15 protein-coding genes, 2 other RNA genes and 1 pseudogene are annotated in these 20,616 nt (G+C 51.5%); 12 read left to right on the top strand and 6 right to left on the bottom strand.

All coding sequences use genetic code 11. The annotated features are described in order from the left end of the window. The first annotated feature begins 38 nt into the window (after window positions 1-38). The 6 genes and pseudogenes from btuC (at window position 39) to selO (ending at window position 5,401) form a co-directional block, all read left to right on the top strand. Window positions 39-1,019, top strand: coding sequence for a vitamin B12 ABC transporter permease BtuC (gene btuC, locus DVA43_RS08175; protein WP_114315227.1), 981 nt, complete (start codon window positions 39-41; stop codon window positions 1,017-1,019). 35 nt (window positions 1,020-1,054) lie between these two features. Further along, window positions 1,055-1,606 carry a glutathione peroxidase gene (locus DVA43_RS08170; RefSeq protein WP_114315226.1) on the top strand — a complete coding sequence of 184 codons (552 nt, stop codon included), beginning with the start codon at window positions 1,055-1,057 and terminating at the stop codon, window positions 1,604-1,606. Beyond that, a pseudogene (gene btuD / locus DVA43_RS08165) lies at window positions 1,606-2,361 on the top strand (vitamin B12 ABC transporter ATP-binding protein BtuD). Before DVA43_RS08170 ends, btuD begins: the two are co-directional and overlap by 1 nt. Window positions 2,362-2,433: 72 nt before the next feature. Then, entirely contained in the window at window positions 2,434-2,898 is a 465-nt protein-coding gene (locus DVA43_RS08160) for an NlpC/P60 family protein (RefSeq protein ID WP_103179311.1), read from the top strand. A 285-nt stretch (window positions 2,899-3,183) separates the two neighbouring features. Next, a complete protein-coding gene (locus tag DVA43_RS08155; protein ID WP_114315225.1) occupies window positions 3,184-3,894 on the top strand; it encodes an EAL domain-containing protein in 711 nt (236 codons plus the stop codon). Window positions 3,895-3,958: 64 nt separating this feature from the next. After that, a complete protein-coding gene (gene selO, locus DVA43_RS08150) occupies window positions 3,959-5,401 on the top strand; it encodes a protein adenylyltransferase SelO (RefSeq protein ID WP_114315224.1) in 1,443 nt (480 codons plus the stop codon). A gap of 33 nt (window positions 5,402-5,434) precedes the next feature. Here selO and hemP read toward each other — a convergent pair whose 3' ends face one another. The 3 genes from hemP to DVA43_RS08135 form a co-directional block, all read right to left on the bottom strand. Next, window positions 5,435-5,671: a hemin uptake protein HemP gene (gene hemP, locus DVA43_RS08145; RefSeq protein ID WP_210405516.1), complete on the bottom strand. Its 237-nt coding sequence runs from the start codon at window positions 5,669-5,671 to the stop codon at window positions 5,435-5,437. Window positions 5,672-5,838: 167 nt separating this feature from the next. Beyond that, window positions 5,839-6,885: a 3-deoxy-7-phosphoheptulonate synthase AroH gene (gene aroH / locus DVA43_RS08140; protein ID WP_103823929.1), complete on the bottom strand. Its 1,047-nt coding sequence runs from the start codon at window positions 6,883-6,885 to the stop codon at window positions 5,839-5,841. A gap of 153 nt (window positions 6,886-7,038) precedes the next feature. Continuing rightward, entirely contained in the window at window positions 7,039-7,872 is an 834-nt protein-coding gene (locus DVA43_RS08135) for a pyruvate, water dikinase regulatory protein (RefSeq protein ID WP_103823860.1), read from the bottom strand. 338 nt (window positions 7,873-8,210) lie between these two features. On the opposite strand from DVA43_RS08135, the gene ppsA reads away from it, so the two are divergent. From ppsA to DVA43_RS08120, 3 genes are all read left to right on the top strand, one after another. After that, entirely contained in the window at window positions 8,211-10,589 is a 2,379-nt protein-coding gene (ppsA, locus tag DVA43_RS08130) for a phosphoenolpyruvate synthase (RefSeq protein ID WP_103823861.1), read from the top strand. 236 nt (window positions 10,590-10,825) lie between these two features. Further along, complete coding sequence (locus tag DVA43_RS08125) at window positions 10,826-12,226, top strand: MFS transporter (protein WP_114315223.1); 1,401 nt, start codon at window positions 10,826-10,828, stop codon at window positions 12,224-12,226. 3 nt (window positions 12,227-12,229) lie between these two features. Beyond that, window positions 12,230-14,611 carry a glycoside hydrolase family 3 N-terminal domain-containing protein gene (locus DVA43_RS08120; RefSeq protein WP_114315222.1) on the top strand — a complete coding sequence of 794 codons (2,382 nt, stop codon included), beginning with the start codon at window positions 12,230-12,232 and terminating at the stop codon, window positions 14,609-14,611. Window positions 14,612-14,654: 43 nt separating this feature from the next. Here DVA43_RS08120 and rprA (DVA43_RS08115) read toward each other — a convergent pair. Next, window positions 14,655-14,766, bottom strand: an RNA gene (gene rprA, locus DVA43_RS08115) — antisense sRNA RprA. Window positions 14,767-15,194: 428 nt separating this feature from the next. Here rprA (DVA43_RS08115) and DVA43_RS25090 point away from each other — a divergent pair. The 3 genes from DVA43_RS25090 to DVA43_RS08105 all read left to right on the top strand — a co-directional run bounded on the left by DVA43_RS25090 (window position 15,195) and on the right by DVA43_RS08105 (window position 17,879). Then, window positions 15,195-15,338, top strand: coding sequence for a phage integrase N-terminal SAM-like domain-containing protein (locus tag DVA43_RS25090; RefSeq protein WP_246842290.1), 144 nt, complete (start codon window positions 15,195-15,197; stop codon window positions 15,336-15,338). A 974-nt stretch (window positions 15,339-16,312) separates the two neighbouring features. Next, window positions 16,313-16,525, top strand: coding sequence for a hypothetical protein (locus DVA43_RS24485; RefSeq protein ID WP_147271015.1), 213 nt, complete (start codon window positions 16,313-16,315; stop codon window positions 16,523-16,525). 196 nt (window positions 16,526-16,721) lie between these two features. Then, window positions 16,722-17,879 carry a HEPN domain-containing protein gene (locus DVA43_RS08105; RefSeq protein ID WP_114315221.1) on the top strand — a complete coding sequence of 386 codons (1,158 nt, stop codon included), beginning with the start codon at window positions 16,722-16,724 and terminating at the stop codon, window positions 17,877-17,879. A gap of 1,254 nt (window positions 17,880-19,133) precedes the next feature. Here DVA43_RS08105 and rprA (DVA43_RS08095) read toward each other — a convergent pair. Both rprA (DVA43_RS08095) and ydiK read right to left on the bottom strand, forming a co-directional pair. Beyond that, window positions 19,134-19,244: antisense sRNA RprA (gene rprA, locus DVA43_RS08095), an RNA gene on the bottom strand. Window positions 19,245-19,432: 188 nt separating this feature from the next. Beyond that, the gene (ydiK, locus tag DVA43_RS08090; RefSeq protein WP_114315220.1) at window positions 19,433-20,545 is read right to left on the bottom strand and encodes an AI-2E family transporter YdiK; all 1,113 of its coding nucleotides are present in this window, start codon (window positions 20,543-20,545) and stop codon (window positions 19,433-19,435) included. Between the last annotated feature and the right edge of the window lie 71 nt (window positions 20,546-20,616).

The following is a 20,616-nucleotide window of genomic DNA, read 5'->3' as shown; positions in this document are numbered from 1 at the left end:
TAAAATCAATTACATCTTTTTCCCGCAAAATGATTCCAATGTCTGAATTTGCCCGTCTGCAATACCGTTCCGATCTGCGTAAAGTGCTCTTACTGCTGCTGGCGCTGATCACCGCGCTGGGCTTGAGCCTCTGCGCGGGCGAGCAATGGATCGGGCCGCAATCGTGGTTTACGCCGCAGGGAGAGCTGTTTATCTGGCAGATCCGACTGCCACGAACCCTGGCCGTGGTGCTGGTGGGCGCTGCGCTGGCGTTAAGCGGGACAATCATGCAGGCGCTGTTTGATAACCCGCTGGCGGAGCCTGGCCTGTTGGGCGTTTCGAACGGGGCGGGAGTCGGATTGATTGCCGCTGTGATGCTGGGTGGGGGAACCCTGTCCGGATGGGAACTGAGCCTCTGCGCCATTGCCGGGGCACTCATCATTACCCTTCTTCTGTTGCGCTTCGCCCGTCGTCATCTCTCAGTGAGCCGTTTGCTGCTTGCCGGGGTGGCGCTGGGCATCATCTGTAGCGCCCTGATGACCTGGGCGGTCTATTTTTCTACTTCATTTGATTTGCGTCAGCTGATGTACTGGATGATGGGCGGCTTCGGTGGCGTGAATTGGGAACAGGGCTGGCTGATGCTGCTGCTGGTGCCTGCCATCGTCTGGGGCTGCTTTCAGGCCGTGCCGCTGAACATCCTGGCGCTGGGCGAAGTCTCTGCTCGCCAGCTGGGATTGCCGCTAACCTTCTGGCGGAACATTCTGGTGATCGCCATTGGCTGGATGGTGGGGGTGAGCGTGGCGCTGTCTGGCGCCATCAGCTTTATCGGCCTTGTTATACCCCATATGCTGCGTTTGTGTGGCATCACCGACCATCGGTTGCTGCTGCCTGCTGCGGCCGTGACAGGCGGCGCTACGCTGCTTATTGCCGACATCATTGCGCGTCTGGCACTGACCGCAGCAGAGTTGCCGATTGGTGTTGTCACCGCTACGCTGGGAGCACCGGTATTTATCTGGCTATTATTAAAAGCGGGCCGCTGAGGCTGCCACTCTGAACATCAACCTGAGGGAATGTTATGCCGAACGATATTCTGAACACCGAAGTGACGACAATTGATGGAGAAAAGACCACTCTGGAAAGCTACAAGGGCAAAGTGCTGCTGGTGGTTAACGTGGCCTCCAAATGCGGTTTGACGTCCCAGTACGAGCAGCTGGAAGCGATGCAAAAGGCGTGGGAAAAAGAGGGGTTCAGCGTGCTGGGCTTCCCGTGCAATCAGTTCCTCGGCCAGGAGCCTGGCAGCGAAGAAGAGATCAAAACATTCTGCAGCACAACCTATGGCGTAACCTTCCCGATGTTCAGCAAAGTGGATGTTAACGGTGAGAATCGCCATCCGGTTTATCAGAAGCTGATTGCGGCAGCACCAACCGCCGTGGCGCCAGAGGGTAGCGGTTTTTATGAACGTATGGCCAGCAAAGGCCGCGCACCGCTCTCTCCGGACGACATCCTGTGGAACTTTGAGAAGTTCCTGATCGGTCGTGACGGGAACGTGATTCAGCGCTTCTCACCGGATATGACCCCAGACGATCCGGCCATCACCTCTGCGGTTGAAAAGGCGCTGGCCAGCTAATGACCGTCCTGATGCAGCTCAGCGCCGTAGCGGTGAAAGGGCGGCTGGGCCCGCTCGATATCGCCGTCAATAGCGGGGAGATCGTTCATCTTGTCGGGCCGAACGGTGCCGGGAAAAGCACGCTGCTCTCCCGTATGGCGGGTTTAACCGGTGGTGAAGGGGAGATTACCTTGTTGGGGGGACCCCTCTGACGCTGGTCGCCCACGTCGCTGGCCAGCCGCAGGGCATATCTGGCGCAGCAGCAAACTGCGCCGTTCGCCATGCCGGTCTGGCACTATCTGACGCTGCATCAGCACAATAGCCCACAAAAAACGCTGTTAAGTGACGTGGCAGCGATGCTGGGTATTGAAGATAAGCTGGCCCGCCACGTCAGCCAGCTTTCGGGTGGAGAGTGGCAGCGCGTGCGGCTGGCAGCGGTGATCCTGCAAATCCATCCCCAGGGCAATCCGCACGGTCAACTGCTGTTGCTGGATGAACCCATGACCAGTCTCGATGTGGCCCAGCAGGTGGCGCTCGACAGAGCGTTAAGTGCGCTGTCACAGCAGGGCGTTGCGGTGGTCATGAGCAGCCACGATCTCAACCATACGCTACGCCACGCGCATCGCGTCTGGCTGCTGAAGCGGGGGCAGCTCATTGCCAGCGGGGCGCGTGACGCCGTGCTGACGCCGCCGAATCTGGCGAAAGCGTATGAGATGTCTTTCCGCCGTCTGGACATCGAAGGTCACAGAATGATTATTTCGACGTCACAGGAATAACCGCTTGTTGCACAGCGACATATTCACAGGCTAAATTACAGAAAATTCAAAAAATCAGAGGATTCGTCGGGAATGCGATTCTGTTTTCTCCTGGTAGCCGCGCTATTTCTTGCAGGATGCAGCAGTCATCGCGCACCGCCGCCCAACGCGCGGCTGTCTGATTCTATCGCCGTGATTGCAGGCCTTAACGATCAGCTCCATAGCTGGGGGGGCACGCCTTATCGCTACGGTGGCATGACCCGCGGTGGGGTGGATTGCTCGGGGTTTGTCCTGCTGACGTTTCGCGACAAGTTTGCCCTGCAGTTGCCGCGTGAAACGCGCCAGCAGGCGACAATAGGCACCGAAATTGATAAAGACGATCTCTTACCGGGCGATCTGGTCTTCTTTAAAACCGGTTCCGGAGAAAGCGGCTTGCATGTCGGGATATACGATACTGATAATCAATTTATACATGCCTCGACCAGCCGCGGCGTGATGCGTTCGTCTCTTAATAACGTCTACTGGCGCAAAAATTTCTGGCAAGCCCGGCGCATTTAACCCCGTCGCGCCAGTCGGGCGCGACGCAGCTTTGCTTTTAAATGAGATTCGTTTCTGAGCATTAATTTACAGGGAACCAGAGGTGGGAATTAATGTTAAGCAATTCTGATGTTTAGCGAATACTGGCTATTAAACAGCAACCAGGATAAGATTATTTCAGGACTAAGGAAAATCCGAAAATTAAATGGAACGGATGAAATTATTCTTATTAAAATCCATAAGGTTGAATTGCTTCAGCATATGTTTCAGGATGTCATGTATCGTCTTTAAATCAGGACGGATGCCATGATTGTGATGCTGGATATTGCGTATCAAACAGAATTTTTATTGGTCCCTGCGCGCCATGACTCAGGAGCGCTAAAAGGACTTGAAATAAACGTCAACTTTGTTGGCGTTAACAACCAGGTGCGCATACCTACCGAGCTGGTGCGGCCTATGCTAACGCCTGTACAGGAGTTGATGCTGTTTCAGGAGCAGCTCGCCTTGCTTGAAACCTGCAAACTCTTTTTTATTCAGCAACAGCTCATCGCCTGGATAAATATCTCGCCAGTCATCGTTGAATACCTGATAACAGAAGACGAAGGTGTTTCAATATGTGAACGATATCCATGGCTGGAGTTCACCATTTATGAAAACTACCCTGACCTTAATAAAGGCAATTTAAATACCACGCTAATGAATTTCGCGCTGCGCTTTCCGCTGGTGTTAGGTAATTTCGGAACTGGGGATGCGTCAACCAAAGCCATTTTTGATGGCATGTTTAAACGCGTCGCGCTGGATAAAAATTTCATTCAGAATCATCTTACTGAAAATACCTTCGATCCTTTTTTACGGGCTATCTTTGCCCAGGTATCACCGTACTGTCAGTCGCTGATGGTAGCGGGCGTTAATGATGAGATCGTCTTGCAACGGCTGTCGGCTTACGGCTTCAGTGCCATGCAGGGCAACCTGTGGCCTGCCGTTCCCCTTGAGCGGATCACGTCGCTGGTGCAGTGATAACCTTGGTCTTAACCGGTGTTTAACATCTGACAAACCCACTACACTAAAAGCAGGAGGACCTATGACCCTGTCTTTTACCGCGCACTGGCATGATGAACTACCCGGTTTTTACACGGCCCTGAAACCCACGCCCCTGAACAATGCCCGTCTAATCTGGCATAACACGGCGCTGGCAGACGAACTGGCAATCCCGGCCTCGCTCTTTACCCCTGAACAAGGCGCTGGTGTCTTTGGTGGCGAAACACTGCTGCCGGGCATGCAGCCGCTGGCGCAAGTCTACAGCGGGCACCAGTTCGGCGTCTGGGCCGGACAACTGGGAGACGGGCGGGGGATCCTGCTTGGCGAACAGCAGCTTGCCAATGGACAAACAATGGACTGGCACCTGAAAGGCGCCGGACTCACGCCATACTCGCGTATGGGCGATGGCCGCGCCGTGCTGCGCTCCACCATCCGCGAAAGCCTGGCTTCCGAGGCGATGCATGCCCTGGGCATTCCCACTACCCGCGCACTGTCGATTGTCACCAGCGATACCCCCGTCGCGCGTGAGACGATGGAGCAGGGGGCCATGCTCATCCGCGTTGCCCAGAGCCATGCCCGTTTTGGCCATTTTGAACACTTCTACTATCGCCGCGAGCCGGAGAAAGTCCGCCAGCTGGCAGATTTTGTTATTCGTCACCACTGGCCGCAGTGGCAGGACGAGGCCGATAAGTACATTCTCTGGTTCCGCGACGTGGTGGCGCGTACCGCATCCCTGATCGCCAGCTGGCAGACGGTGGGCTTTGCTCACGGCGTAATGAATACTGATAACATGTCGATCCTTGGGCTGACTATCGATTATGGCCCGTACGGTTTCCTCGACGACTATCAGCCAGGTTATATCTGCAACCACTCCGACTATCAGGGGCGTTACAGCTTTGATAACCAGCCTGCTGTCGGACTGTGGAACCTGCAGCGTCTGGCCCAGTCCCTGTCGCCGTTCATTGATGTTGAAGCGCTCAACGACGCGCTGGATGGCTACCAGGAGGTGCTCCTGCAGCAATACGGCAAACTGATGCGCCGCAAGCTGGGGCTGATGACCGAGGAGAAGGGCGATAACACTCTCCTGAATAACTTGTTTGCGCTGATGGCTCGCGAAGGCAGCGACTATACCCGCACCTTCCGCATGCTGGGGCAAACCGAGCAGCAGAGCGCCGCTTCGCCGCTACGCGATGAGTTTATCGACCGTCAGTCCTTTGATGACTGGTTTGCGATTTACCGCGCGCGCCTGCAGCAGGAGAACGTTGCCGACGATGTGCGTCAGGCCCAAATGAATGCCGTCAACCCGGCGATGGTGCTGCGTAACTGGCTGGCGCAGCGGGCGATCGAGCAGGCTGAAAAAGGCGATTACGCTGAGCTTCACCGCCTGCATGATGCCCTGCGGACGCCGTTTGCTGACCGTAACGATGACTATATCAGCCGCCCGCCAGACTGGGGCAAGCGGCTTGAGGTGAGTTGCTCAAGCTAACGCGTGAGAAAACCGGCTGCGGTGGCGAAGGGGTTATTTTGTGAGGATGAGTTTTCCGGCATGTGTCTGGCGCAACAGGTAGTGCTGACCATGATGCTCAATGATGACGCGTCCCTCTTCGCCCAGCAGCTGTTTACTGTCGATACGGCGATCGGTCGCCTCCGGGGCCGGCGCTATTTTGTCTTCATGACGGGCAAGCGTTGCTGCAGTGTTATCCATACGTGACATATAAATTTTTAAAATAGCAATCAATGTAACATTGATAATCATTATCGATAAACTGACCGGTTCAGCAACTGTTTTTGTGAGAAAAAATAAGAGGCTTGCGAGATGCGGCCTGAAAAAAAACCCGGTGTCGCTTAACTTACCGGGCCTGCAGTATCAGATTGTGGCGTTTTGTAGGCCGGGTAAGGCGTAGCCGCCACCCGGCGCAGGTGCTAAAAGCGCGAGTCCACCGCCGCCGCCAGTTTATCCAGCAGCACTTCAGTATCTTCCCAGCTCAGGCAAGGATCGGTAATTGACTGGCCGTAAGTCACAGGCTGGCCGACCACCACTTTTTGCGTACCTTCGCGCAGGAAACTTTCGGCCATCACCCCGGCAATGGCGCTGGAGCCGTTGCGGATCTGCTGACAAACCTCGTCGCAGACATCAAGCTGGCGACGGTGCTGTTTCTGGCAGTTACCGTGGCTAAAATCCACGACCAGCTGTTCCGGCAGGTCGAACTCCCGCAGGGTATCGCAGGCTTCCGCGATATCCTGCGGATGATAGTTCGGCTGTTTGCCGCCGCGCATAATTATATGGCCGTAGGGGTTGCCGCTGGTCTGATAGATGGTCATCTGACCGTTCTTGTCCGGCGACAGGAACATATGGCTGGCGCGGGCGGCGCGGATGGCATCTACTGCGATGCGGGTATTGCCGTCGGTGCCGTTTTTAAAGCCCACCGGGCAGGAGAGTGCCGAGGCCATTTCACGGTGGATCTGGCTTTCGGTGGTACGGGCGCCAATCGCCCCCCAGCTGATGAGATCGGCAATAAACTGTCCGGTCACCATATCGAGAAATTCAGTGGCGGTCGGCACGCCAAGCTCGTTGACCTGCAACAGCAGTTTGCGCGCAAGCTGGATGCCGTGATTGACCCGGTAGCTGCCGTTTAAATCGGGATCCGAAATTAGCCCCTTCCAGCCTACCACCGTGCGCGGCTTCTCAAAGTAGGTACGCATCACGATCTCCAGCCGTGACTGGTGCTTATCCCGGAGTCCTTTCAGGCGCTGGGCGTAGTCCATCGCGGCGTCAAGATCGTGAATAGAGCAGGGGCCAACAATCACCAGCAGGCGGCGATCGTCCCCATTAAGGATTTTTTCAATACGTTTACGTGACGTTGTCACGTGCTCGGCCACTGCCGCAGAAACAGGGTACCGCTGGGCCAGCTCTGCTGGCGTCACCAGGCTATCGATACGCGCTGTGCGGAGTTCATCGGTTTTATTCATGGTATTTCTCAGAATGTAGTGCTTCATCGGTAACTTACCGGGAAGTGATGGGCATCACCTTAAACCAATCCCCGCTGATTTCAAGTGCAGGGCACAGACGTGCCCTGTAATGGGGAGCGAGTATAAAGGATTATGAACTAATGTACTAGCCTGTTAGTACATGCGGCGATTCAGGCCCATAATATCGAGAATTTTGGTGGCGATCTCTTCGACCGAATAGTTGGTGCTGTTCAGACACGGAATATTGTTTTTACGGTACAGGGCTTCGACTTCAGCCACTTCCATACGGCACTGGCGCATCGAGGCGTAGCGGCTGTTTTCCCGGCGCTCTTCACGGATGGCCGCCAGGCGTTCCGGGTTAATGGTCAGACCAAACAGCTTATGTTGCAGGGGTTTTAACGCCGCCGGGAGTACCAGATTATCCATATCATCGGCAATAAAGGGGTAGTTGGCGGCGCGGATCCCGAACTGCATCGCCAGATAGAGGCTGGTAGGGGTTTTACCGCAGCGCGACACGCCGAGCAGAATGACCTGGGCCTGATCGAGATTACGCAGTGAGATGCCGTCATCATGGGCGAGGGTGTAATCGATGGCGGCAATACGCGCGTCATATTTAGTGATGTTCGCCGGGTTCAGGCCGTGGGTGCGGTGCGCCACTGGGGTGGGATCCAGCTTCATCTCCTGCTGAAGGGGGGCCACCAGCGCCTGGACGATATCCTGGCAAAAGCCTTCGCTCTGTAAAATGATCTGGCGAATCTCCGGGATCACAATCGAATAGAAGACCAGCGGGCGCACGCCGGTCTGCTGAAAAATGGCATCGATTTGATCTTTCACTGCTCTGGCGCGGCTCTCATTTTCTACAAACGGCAGGGTGATGCTGTTAATGGAAACCGGGAACTGCGACATCACCGCATGGCCCAGTACTTCGGCGGTGATGGCCGTACCATCGGAAATATAAAAAACGTGGCGATCGACAGCATTATCCATTTTGCACACTCGGTATATCAGATGTAATTGACTGAAAGCATAAATTAAAAAAGTAAAATACAACAGGCAATGTACGCTGGAAAATAAAAATGAAACGCTATTTTTATTTTAATTGAAAGGGGTGTTTCATTTTTCAAAATCACACTAAAGTCTGAGTATTTTTGTGGGAATCCATAAGAATCATCAGGTTAGGATTTAAGCGGGAAGAGTCTGAAAAGCTAAAAAATAAAAGTGCTTACACGATTCACCGTTTTTTTAGTGCGAATAAATATGACAGTATAAATACGCAGTAAGGAACTTCTCAAAACCCGTTCATATATCATAAAAGGATTGTTTCGATGTCCAACAATGGCTCGTCACCGCTGGTGCTTTGGTATAACCAACTCGGCATGAATGATGTAGACAGAGTTGGAGGCAAAAATGCCTCCCTGGGTGAAATGATTACAAATCTGTCCAGTATGGGTGTCTCCGTACCGAATGGATTTGCTACCACCGCCGATGCTTTTAACTATTTTCTGGATCAAAGCGGCGTAAACCAGCGCATTTACGAACTACTGGATAATACGGACATTGATGATGTCTCCGAGCTTGCTAAAGCCGGGGCTCAGATCCGCCAGTGGATCATCGACACACCTTTCCAGCCTGAACTGGAAAAAGCCATTCACGACGCCTACAACCAGCTTTCCGCTGACGATGCGCAGGCCTCCTTTGCCGTGCGCTCCTCTGCGACCGCAGAAGATATGCCGGATGCCTCCTTCGCCGGACAGCAGGAGACCTTCCTCAACGTGCAGGGCTACGATGCGGTGCTGGTGGCGGTAAAACATGTGTTTGCCTCCCTGTTTAACGACCGCGCAATCTCCTATCGCGTGCATCAGGGTTATGACCACCGCGGCGTTGCGCTGTCGGCGGGCGTGCAGCGCATGGTGCGTTCAGACCTGGCCTCATCAGGTGTGATGTTCTCTATTGATACCGAATCGGGTTTCGATCAGGTGGTCTTTATCACCTCTGCCTGGGGTCTGGGCGAGATGGTGGTGCAGGGGGCCGTCAACCCTGACGAATTCTATGTTCACAAACCAACCCTGGCCGCGGATCGCCCGGCTATCGTGCGCCGCACCATGGGGTCGAAAAAGATCCGCATGGTTTACGCCCCGACCCAGGAGCACGGCAAACAGGTTCGCATTGAAGATGTGCCGCAGGAACAGTGCGACCGCTTCTCCCTGACCGATGCCGAAGTGCAGGAGCTGGCGAAGCAGGCGGTGCAGATTGAGAAGCACTATGGCCGTCCGATGGATATCGAATGGGCCAAAGACGGTAACACCGGCAAACTGTTCATCGTCCAGGCGCGCCCGGAAACCGTCCGTTCCCGCGGCCAGGTGATGGAGCGATACACCCTGCATGCCCAGGGCAAAATCATCGCTGAAGGCCGTGCCATCGGCCATCGCATCGGCGCAGGCCCGGTGAAAGTGATCCACGACATCAGCGAAATGAACCGTATCCAGCCGGGCGATGTGCTGGTAACCGACATGACCGACCCGGACTGGGAACCGATCATGAAAAAGGCCTCGGCGATTGTCACCAACCGTGGCGGTCGTACCTGTCACGCGGCGATCATCGCCCGTGAGCTGGGTATTCCGGCGGTTGTCGGCTGTGGTGACGCCACGGAACGCATGAAGGACGATGAGAACGTCACCGTCTCCTGCGCCGAAGGCGACACCGGTTATGTTTATGCGGAGCTGCTGGACTTCAGCGTGAAGAGCTCCAGCGTGGATACCATGCCGGATCTGCCGCTGAAGATCATGATGAACGTCGGCAACCCGGACCGGGCGTTTGACTTCGCCTGCCTGCCAAACGAAGGCGTTGGTCTGGCGCGTCTGGAGTTCATCATCAACCGTATGATCGGGGTTCACCCGCGTGCGCTGCTGGAGTTCGATGACCAGGATCAGAAGCTGCAAAAAGAGATCCGCGAGATGATGAAGGGCTACGACTCGCCGAAAGAGTTCTACGTTGGCCGTCTGGCTGAAGGGATTGCGACGCTGGGTGCAGCCTTCTTCCCGAAACGCGTCATCGTGCGTCTCTCTGACTTCAAATCTAACGAATATGCCAACCTGGTGGGCGGCGAGCGTTACGAACCAGAAGAAGAGAACCCGATGCTGGGCTTCCGTGGCGCCGGTCGTTATGTCTCTGACAGCTTCCGCGACTGCTTTGCCCTGGAGTGCGAAGCGGTGAAACGCGTGCGCAACGACATGGGGCTGACCAACGTTGAGATCATGGTGCCGTTCGTACGGACCGTGGATCAGGCGAAAGCGGTCATTGACGAACTGGCGCGTCAGGGGCTGAAGCGCGGCGAGAACGGGCTCAAAATCATTATGATGTGTGAGATCCCGTCCAATGCCCTGCTGGCAGAACAGTTCCTTGAGCACTTCGACGGCTTCTCCATCGGCTCGAACGATATGACGCAGCTGGCGCTGGGTCTGGATCGCGATTCTGGCGTAGTCTCCGCGCTGTTTGATGAGCGTAACGAGGCGGTCAAAGCGCTGCTGTCGATGGCCATCCGTGCCGCGAAGAAGCAAGGTAAGTACGTGGGTATCTGTGGTCAGGGACCTTCCGACCATGAAGATTTTGCCGCATGGCTGATGGAAGAGGGGATCGACAGCCTGTCCCTCAACCCGGACACCGTAGTACAAACCTGGCTGAGCCTGGCCGAACTTAACAAGTAACATTCAGGTTCTGCACGATAAAAGGTGAGGATGTTGATCCTCACCTTTTTTATTTTCCCCGAGACTTGCTCTCCATCACAAATAAATAAAAAAACTAAATATCATAATTTGTCTGTTAATTTAGACAATTGTTAGCAGGCAAGGCGTTGCTAATAATTGAGCCTCGAATGCGCACGAATCTGATTCTTGCGCAGCTGGTTGAAATAATTTTAACCTGATAAAAAGGCTCATTAAAAATGACAATTTCCTCTGTATTGAGTACGAAGGATAAAATAGGCTATGGATTAGGTGATATGGCCAGCGCGCTGGTGTGGCAAACGGCGACGTTATTTTTGGCCTACTTTTATACCGATGTTTTTGGTCTGCCTGCGGCCATTATGGGTACCATGTTTTTAGTCGTCAGGGTAGTGGATGCCTTTGTCGATCCCTGTATTGGGGCGCTGGTCGATCGCACCCAAACCCGCCACGGTCGTTTCCGCCCTTGGCTGCTCTGGTTCGCCATTCCGTTTGGCGTCAGTTGCCTGATTACCTTCTATGTACCGGACGTAGGCGCCACGGCAAAAATTGTCTATGCCTGTGTCACCTACGCCATTTTAAGCCTTATCTACTCCGCCATTAATGTGCCTTACTGCGCAATGCCCGGCGCTCTGACGCTGGATCCGCGTGAGCGCCACTCCCTGCAATCCTGGCGTTTTGGTTTGTCGTTTATCGGCGGCCTGATCGTCACGGTTATCGCCTTACCGCTGGTCTCTTATTTAGGCAATGACAATGTTCAGAAGGGCTATTTTTATGCCATGAGCCTTATGGGGTTATTAGGCATTATCTTATTCTTCTGCTGTTTCTTTATGACCCGCGAACGTTATTCTCCCCGTAATGACACCTCGGGCTCAATGCTGACGGATTTAAAACTGCTGGCCGGAAATAGCCAGTGGCGAATCGTTTTTCTGTTCAATATTCTCTTGCTCACCGCGGTAGTCACGCGTGGATCAGCAACGATGTATTACGTGAAATATGTTCTGCTGCGCCCTGAGCTGATTTTTGCTTTTATTGTCTCGGGGATGGTGGCTTCGCTGAGCGGCGCTTTATTATCCGAACGCCTGCTGGGGAAATTTGACCGGGTTCGCGCATATCAGTGGACCATTATTACCTTCGTTATTTTTGGCGCGCTGATTTTCTTCATTCCGCCTTCCCAGGTCTGGCTGATCTTTGGTTTGAATATCATCTTTAGCTTCATACAAAACCTGACCACGCCGCTCCAGTGGACCATGTTCTCCGACGTGGTGGACTACGAAGAGCATCGCAGCGGCCGCCGACTCGACGGGCTGGTGTTCTCTACCGCGCTGTTCGCCATCAAATTTGGCCTTGCGCTGGGCGGTGCCGTGGTGGGCTGGGTGCTGGGGATGGTGGATTACGCACCGGGAGAGGCCACCCAGACCCCGCACGTGCTCTCTACGATCAACGCCTTGTTCACCCTGATCCCCTGCGGCCTGTTTATTTGCATGGTGCTGCTGCTGGCGGTCTACAAGCTCAACAGCCGACTGGTGGATACCATTGCGCGTGAACTCGCCAGCAAACGTGAAACCCGTAACGAGGCAGGGCACCTCAGCCCGGCAATTCATTCCGCAACTCAGGAGTAACTGATGACTGCTATTTACAAGGATGCGGGCCGTCCCGTGCAGGAGCGCGTCGCCGCCTTACTGGCGCGCATGTCCCCGGAAGAGAAATTTGCCCAGATGCACGCCTACTGGCTGATCCTCGATGAGAACGGCAATCACCGTGAGCGTAGCGATCTGAGCGATGAATTTGCCGGCGTAAGTGAACAGGCCGCCCTGAGCGAACGCCTGAAACTGGGCGTCGGGCAGATCACCCGTCCGCTGGGCACCCACATCGTTGATGCCAGAACCGGCGTGCGTGCCGCTAACCGTCTGCAACGCATGATGATGGAGGAGACGCGGCTCGGTATACCGGCGCTATTCCACGAAGAGTGCCTGGTGGGGCTGTTGTGTAAAGACGCCACCTTGTTTCCCTCCTCGCTGAACTACGGTTCAACCTGGGATCCGGAGCTGGTGCAGCGTGCCGCTGAACAGATAGGTAAAGAGGCCCGCTCGGTTGGCTGTCAGCAGGGGCTGGCGCCGGTGCTGGACGTCTCCCGCGACGTACGCTGGGGGCGTACAGAAGAGACCTTTGGCGAGGACCCGTGGCTGGTGGGTGTCATGGCAACAGCATATGTGAAGGGCTTGCAGGGCGATAAACGCGATCTGCTGGCGACCCTCAAGCACTATGTTGGCCACTCCTTTAGCGAAGGGGCGCGCAACCACGCCCCGGTCCATCTTGGTTTCAGCGAACTCAACGACACCTTCCTGCTGCCCTTTGAGATGGCGGTGAAGCTGGCGAATGCCGGGTCAGTGATGCCGGCTTATCACGATATTGATAATCAACCCGGCCACAGCGACCATTTCCTGCTCACCACCGTGCTACGTGAGCAGTGGGGCTTTGACGGCATCATCGTGGCGGATTATGGCGGTGTGAGTCTGTTGCATCAGCATCATGGGGTGTCTCACGATGCAGCCGAATCGGCCGCGCTGGCCTTTAACGCCGGGCTGGACGTCGAACTGCCAAAAGATGACTGCGCCCGACATCTGGCCGGGGCGGTGGAGCGGGGCCTGATCACCATGGAGAAAGTGGATGAGATCGTCGCCCGCGTGCTGACCGAAAAATTCCGCCTTGGTCTCTTTGAACATCCGTATGCCGACGAAAATGCCATTGACCTGCAAAGTGACGAGACTCGCCGGGTGGCCCGCGAAGTGGCGACGCGCTCGCTCACCCTGCTGGAGAACCGCGGCGTTCTGCCGCTCTCCGGGAAACCTCGCGTGGCGGTGGTTGGCCCCACGGCGGACGATCCGCTGGCGCTGTTAAGTGGCTACAGCTTCCCGGTCCATTTGATCATCAGTGACATGGTGGAAGAGACCGCCCAGGTGACCACCCCGCTGCAGGCCCTGAAACACTACCTGGGCGAGGCCCACGTTCAGTATGCGCAAGGGTGCCATATCATCGAAAAACGTATGGCGGGGGCCCCGGTTTTCCCGGGGGACAGCAGCGGCAAACCGATGCAGCAGTCGCCGGTTTCGCAGGATACCCACCTCATCCCGCAAGCCGTGCGGGTCGCCAACGACAGCGATGTGGTAGTGGCATGCGTGGGGGACCTGGCGGGCCTGTTCCAGAGCGGCACCGTGGGTGAAGGTTCGGATACGGACAGCCTGAATCTGCCCGGCGTACAGCAGCAGTTGCTGGAGGCGCTGGTGGCGACCGGCAAACCAGTGATCGTGGTGATGACGGGAGGGCGGCCATACAACCTGCAGGGGCTGGAAGATCGCATAGCGGCCCTGATGATGGCCTGGGCGCCGGGTCAGGAAGGCGGCTGGGCCATCGCCGATGTACTGACTGGGCGGACAGAGCCACAGGGCAGGCTGGTAGTCAGCGTACCGAAAAGCGCGGGGGCAATGCCTTTCTACTACAACCACAAGCTGAAAAGCGGCGGTACGCCGTTCGCCTTCCACTTTGGGTCTCGCTATCCCTTTGGCTATGGCCTGGGCTGGACGACCTTCAGCTGGGGAGCCGCACGGCTGGCTGAGAGCAGTGTCCCCGTCGACGGCGAAGTGACGCTGAGCATCGATGTGAAAAACAGCGGCGAGCGCAGCGGGAGCGAAGTGGTCCAGGTTTACGTCCGGGATAAAGTCGCCAGTCAGGTGCGGCCGTTGCAGGAGCTAAAAGCCTTCCAGCGCGTCACCCTGTCTCCAGGTGAAAGCGCCACGCTCACCTTTACGCTGCCTGTGGATCTCTTCAACTTTACGCGCCGGGACGGCAAACGCGTTGTCGAACCGGGTGAGTTTGAGCTGCAGGTTGGGGCATCATCGGCGGATATTCGCGAGGTGGTGACTGTCGAGGCGACGGGCGACACCCGGGTATTACCTTGCGAGTGGCGTATGGTGAGTGACTGCACGGTTGAGAAGAGCGTGGGCTAAGGTGCTGTAAAGGCGGGAGTCTCTTCTCCCGCCTGGTTTGCAGGATAAAAAATGCCCATCTTGGGAGATGGGCGAAGACTACACACAGCAATTCTTTGTTTCACTCAGGGGATTTAAATCATTGATTGATGTGTGAGTATGCGGTTTTGCGGCATAACCAAAATTAAGCAAGGCTTGAAAATGGACACACAAATTGCACACATATCGCACACAAATAAAAAGGGGTATGTATGGCGCAAGCGTTATAAGAAACGCACGATTGAAATCATCCTCCGCACCCGTGATAAATCACTTGCCATAAAAAGAACGGCATCTATAACAATCAGATATATGGCGCTAAAATCCCTTGAAGCTCCATTTACCTCAATGTGGTAAATGCTGAAAAGTTTCGTGATGGCATCGTCGCCTCTGACGAGATTTAGCGATTGAGGTATCTTGCGACAGCTTCACAGGAAGCGCCACACGCTGTTGCTACCGCTTCGCCAACGCAATCCCTTACCTTAAGCACTAAACCGCCTCAGAAGGTCGCACAGGGGTATTCCTTAGCGGTCGCCAAAAAAGCGTACTTTGACGCTAACGCTGAATGGAAAGAAAAACTATTAAGGCATATTCTGGTTGCATAGATAGATTTATTGTTTGGTGTACATCGAAAAATATTGAGATTGTGGAAGAAATAACGAAAGAGCATGTTATTTCATTTAAATCTTGCATGGATGAAGAAAACTAAGCCTCCATGACCAAACAGAAAATTATTACCGCATTGGGTAGCATGTTTGCGTTTGTGTTGGACGTCAAAGAATGGATTGATAAAAAAACCATTCAGGAGGATGAATTATAAAAGGTCATCGTTGAAAAGCCTAACGAAGAAGTTACATCATCTCAATTCAAAGAAATGATTGAGCAACCAGCAGTAACTAAAGGCGCTCAAAATTATTAAGCTAATGTATTTATATATTACACGGGGTGCGGGGTAGCGAGTTAAGTCAAATCAAAAAGGATGATTACATCAAAATAGAAAGGATTAAATGCATTAGCATCAATACACATGAATAAGGTAAAACTACTAAAACAGAATCCAGTAAGCGGAATATACCAATTTGCGATGCATTTTTAGCGCTTAATGTATGGGAAGAAAAGCCCGTAATGAAGAATGGATTAAACAGCATTATGAATAAAATTAGCAACGCGTATAACTCTATTGGTTTAAAACGAACAAGCCATTGTTACCGCCAAAGTATGTCTAACAGATTACGTGATACTGATGCTGATCATAGTACGCGAGCATTTATTTTAGGTCATGCAGCGCATGGAATTACGGAATGAGTTTATATTACACGCTTGCCATTACAGGAAATGCTAAAGACGCTGAATGACGCTAATTAATTAAGTTCGCTACGCTCACCTGGCTGTCAGTAGCGATTTCTTCCGCCCGGTTGGATGCAAGCGCTCAAGGCATGATTGTGCAAATAATAACCATTAAAAGCATATAGGGCACTATGAAGCGCTAAAATTTAAAGCCATACACTCCATTGCTTTGAATCAATTAGGCCAGAAGGGAGCGACAGGAGCGGCATCTGTGAGCGATGCGAAACACCATATAAGGAGATAGGTAAAATGTTGATACAATACCTATCCCTCCTGAAATACATTTACTAATCAAATGGTGTTAGAGTTGTCACTCTTTTCAAGGAAATATATAATATGACCAAAGCCGAAACAGAACGCCATTTATTCAATGTGTATCAAGAATGGCTTAGAGGAAACATAAATACGAGAGAGAAAGAATTATCATTCTGGGGCTATATAAATAGCCTGCCTAATTTTACGGAATTTGGATTCGGTAGAGACATCCCATACCAGCGAACAGCTATATGGGTCAGGGAGTGGAATAGTAATTTAGGAATTAATTCCTAACCATTTATAGTTAATGGTTCGCTTCGCTCACGCCTCTGTGGGGCTGGTGGGTAGAAGGAATGTGGCTTCAAAACTTCCTTTTCTTCACCCACCAGCCCGAAGGGCGTGAGCGTAGCGAACAAATATGGATTACTTTATTGCTTCACATTTATATATCTTTAACTTAAAATAATATAAAACATTAGTGAGGTTAGTTATGAACGTTGAAATGCATGATGGGGCAATAAAAAAATTAAAAGGACTTATAAAGACTATAATAATGGATTCTTGCTCTATAAAAAATGAGGTAAATCATATATATGACATGGAACCATATGAAAAAATAGCAAAAGAGTTAAATAATAGAAAAACTAATTATGAGATCGATCCTGCATCGTGTTTTATGATTCTTCAGAAAATTAGACTCAAAACCAAAGTACAGAAATCCAATCCTGAGTCATTAGATAATTGTGTTGATATGGTTTTTAATGCTTTTGCAAAAACTCCTTTTGAATGCGATATTCAGATTCATTTCAATAAGGTGAAGCACTTTAAATCAAAACAATACTTTAACACGCTAAGTGCAATTACTGGCAAAATGGATAGTTCATTAATTTTCTCTAATGAACATGAAAAATATTTGATCATCAATTTGAAAACAAAAGGATTTTATACTGGAGCGCATCCAGAATCTTTCATTAAGAGTGCAATACGAGATGTAAATGTCCTTATCTTTCTTTTAATTACAAATGGTGTTTTATCTGATAAATTATATGAGGTTCTGACACCGTCTTATTTCTCAATGAATGAAATGAGCAAAAGTATGCCTGTAGAAGTCAATGTAATAAATACTCAATTCCCATTTCTTTCAACCAATGCTAAACTGCCAGCATCAATCGAAAATTATTACTCAATTTTAACGGTTGATGATGGTTATTCAGAATTAGCGTTACATAATGCTTTCGATGTTGCAAATTCAGTTGTTGAGGACAATTCTCGCGAGTTACTTAGAATTAAATCAGCTATAGATTGGCTGGTTAATTCAATTATTACTGAAGATAAAACAATGGCCTTTGTTCAGGCATGTATGGGGCTTGAGTCTATTTTTGGTGATGATGATTATGAAGGTGGGCTAACAACTATTCTTTCTGACAGATGTGCATATTTAATTGGAAAAAACATTAAAGATAGGGCTGGCATTAAAAAAACATTTAGAGAAATATATCAAATAAGATCGAAAATTATTCATGGTGTTAGAAACTGCCTATCCGAAAAAGAACAAACGATGCTTTATATGGCAAGACAGTTTTTGCGTAAATCGATATTGAAAGAATTAGGTAATCTTAAGCTACTCAGCGCATCACAGCAGCGCTAACGGCTATCAGGTAAGGTGATTGCATGTCTTTATACCTCATCGCCTCCTCATGCTTCCCATTAAGCTATTGATCACAAATTGATCTTGCGGGAGTGTTGCTGGTGGTATGTTATAGGGCGAACGAACCATGACGCTTAATGCCTCGGATTTGCGCCGGAACCACACCGCCAGCAAGCGCACAAGGCGAAAAGGTATGTTTGGATGTTTTGGGGCTGGAGCGCTCAGATGAGCCGCTTAGTACGCCTGTGTTGTATCTAGCCTCTGGTGACGTGATTGCATAAAAAGAAATTGTCTAAATGCGGTGTTATAGGGGATTTTGTTTTGAAAGCATAATACTCATTTTTGTTTTTATAAAAATAAATCAATCCGATTTGTGGCGGTATAGCTGAAACCATTTCAGTGTACATTTCTTTATTCTCACCCTGTATTTTTATTTCTCCTTGATCTATTAGCCCTGTAATATCATGTCAGGATCACATAATGTTGTTCCTGTGCGGTAAAGATGAGTAATGCCATTGGGCATTTCGGGATAAACACCAGTAATTTCTAGGTTGAAAGATTCATCACGCTCGTTTTTACAGATTAACAATCCATCGTCATTTTGTGAAAGTACCAGAGTTTTATTCTGATTGGGTTTTAATTCATTGATATATTATATATTTGTATTGCATTGGGCGCAACCTGTTAAACTAGCAGCCAATAAACATAATGCTAAGGTGAATGATTGTTTTTGCATTTTATTTATCCTAAAGATGGAAGGGCGATTAGATTAAATCACCCATGCAGGTTTATAATTAGCGGTTATATTAATAAGGCTGTACTTATTTGTTAGTATGTTTTTTATTATGTGAGATAAAATTTCGGAGTAAATTTTTTCAATCACAATTTCACATTTTAGATTTGGATTCACGACCGCATCAATTCGTTCCAGCCAAAACATTAATTATTGTTGTGCATCGCATTTTCGTTTGAATTTAATTGCCCCGCCGAATTTTTCATTTAAAGAATCATCGTCATATAAAAAATAAGTTTTATTATTAATGGTTATTTGGATTAAATATATTTTTCTGGTCAGACAATTTAACCTTTCCTTTCCTTTCCTTTCCTTTCCTTTCCTTTCCTTTCCTTTCAATAAGTTAGATTCTGCATCTATAGCACACAAATGGTTCACAAACCGCATACATGTAATCGCATACCCTCAACGTGCTAAATCCCTAAAATGCTGTCATTGCTGGTCTGATGGATGAAATCAGGATAAAAAAAAGCCCATCGTGGGAGATGGGCAAAGACTACACACAGCAATTCGTTGTTTCACTCAGGGGATTTCCATGCTTATAAATCAAGGTGTTGTTGATTCATAACCGTGACCTAATAGTAGGCATAGGGAATTTTTGCGTCGATCAGATTCGTCTCAATAGTTTAAGAAGCATGAAGAATTTATGAAGTAGATTGAAGGAATTACGAGCAGGAAAGGCTTTAGCAGCGCTTAAGGGAAATCAAATTGATAAGTGGTGCTTAATATTCTGGTGGGCGAACCCACCAGAACGGGAGCGTTACTTTTTGACCTCGTCCGTTTCGTTAAGGGCAGCAAGCAGCACATCAGGATCGGTTGGCGGCAGCGGGACCTCATGCACCCACGCGGAGAAGAGTCGCCAGGAGACGGCCAGCAGTACCGGTCCGATAAACAGGCCGATCATCCCAAACGCAATTAGCCCCCCGATAACGCCGGAGAGGATCAGAATCAACGGCAGGTCGGCACCCATGCGAATCAGAATCGGGCGGATGACGTTATCCATCGTGCCCACCACGCAGCTCCACACCAGCAGGAAGGTGCCCCAGGTGGTATCGCCGCTCCAGTAGAGCCAGACAATCGCCGGAACCAGAACCAGCAATGGCCCCAGCTGCATCAGGCAGGTTAACAGCATCAGCACCGTAAAGAGGGTGGCGTAAGGCACCCCGGCGATTGCCAGACCCACACCGCCCAGCACCGACTGCACCAGGGCCGTCACCACCACACCTAGCGCCACGGCACGCACGGCCTGCGCCGCCAGCAGCATCGCCGCGTCGCCGCGTGTCGAGGCCAGACGGGTGGCGAAATGGCGAACGCCCAGCGCTACCTGCTCGCCGCGCCAGTAGAGCAGGGCGCTGAACAGCAGCATCAGCACGCAATGGACCACAAAGCGGCCAAGATGCGCGGCGGTACCCACAAACCAGGTGGTGGTAGCGCCAATATAGGGCCGTACTTTCGCCATAATTGCGCTGCCGCCCATATCCAGCAGGTTATGCCAGCCGGCATAGAGCTTATCGCCAATCAGCGGGATATCGTTGAGCCAGGCCAGCTCCGGCAGCGTCATATCGCCGCTGGTGATGCTGGTAATGAGCGGGCCGCTGCCGTCAACCAGGCTATTGACCAGCAACGCGACAGGAATGACAAAGAGCAGGACCAGCAGTAACGTCATCACCAGCACCGCCAGCGTCCGGCGGCCAAACAGTAAGCGTTCAAGACGAATAAATAGCGGCCAGGTGGCGATAACCACCGTTCCTGCCCAGGCAAAACCGAGAATAAAGGGTTGAACAATCCATAGACACGCAATAATCATGATTGCCAGAAACAGCACCGACAGCAAAACTTGTGCGACGTCCCTGGGCTGGTGTCGATTGACCATAGATGAAATTTACCTTTTGAGAACACCGGCAAACCGGCGAGAACATAAAACCGCATCACTACAATCATTAG

Origin of the sequence: Leclercia sp. W6, assembly GCF_003336345.1 — a bacterium.
GTDB lineage: Bacteria > Pseudomonadota > Gammaproteobacteria > Enterobacterales > Enterobacteriaceae > Enterobacter.
Note: the sequence above shows the minus strand (reverse complement) of the source record. Positions and strands in the feature narration are given on the sequence as shown.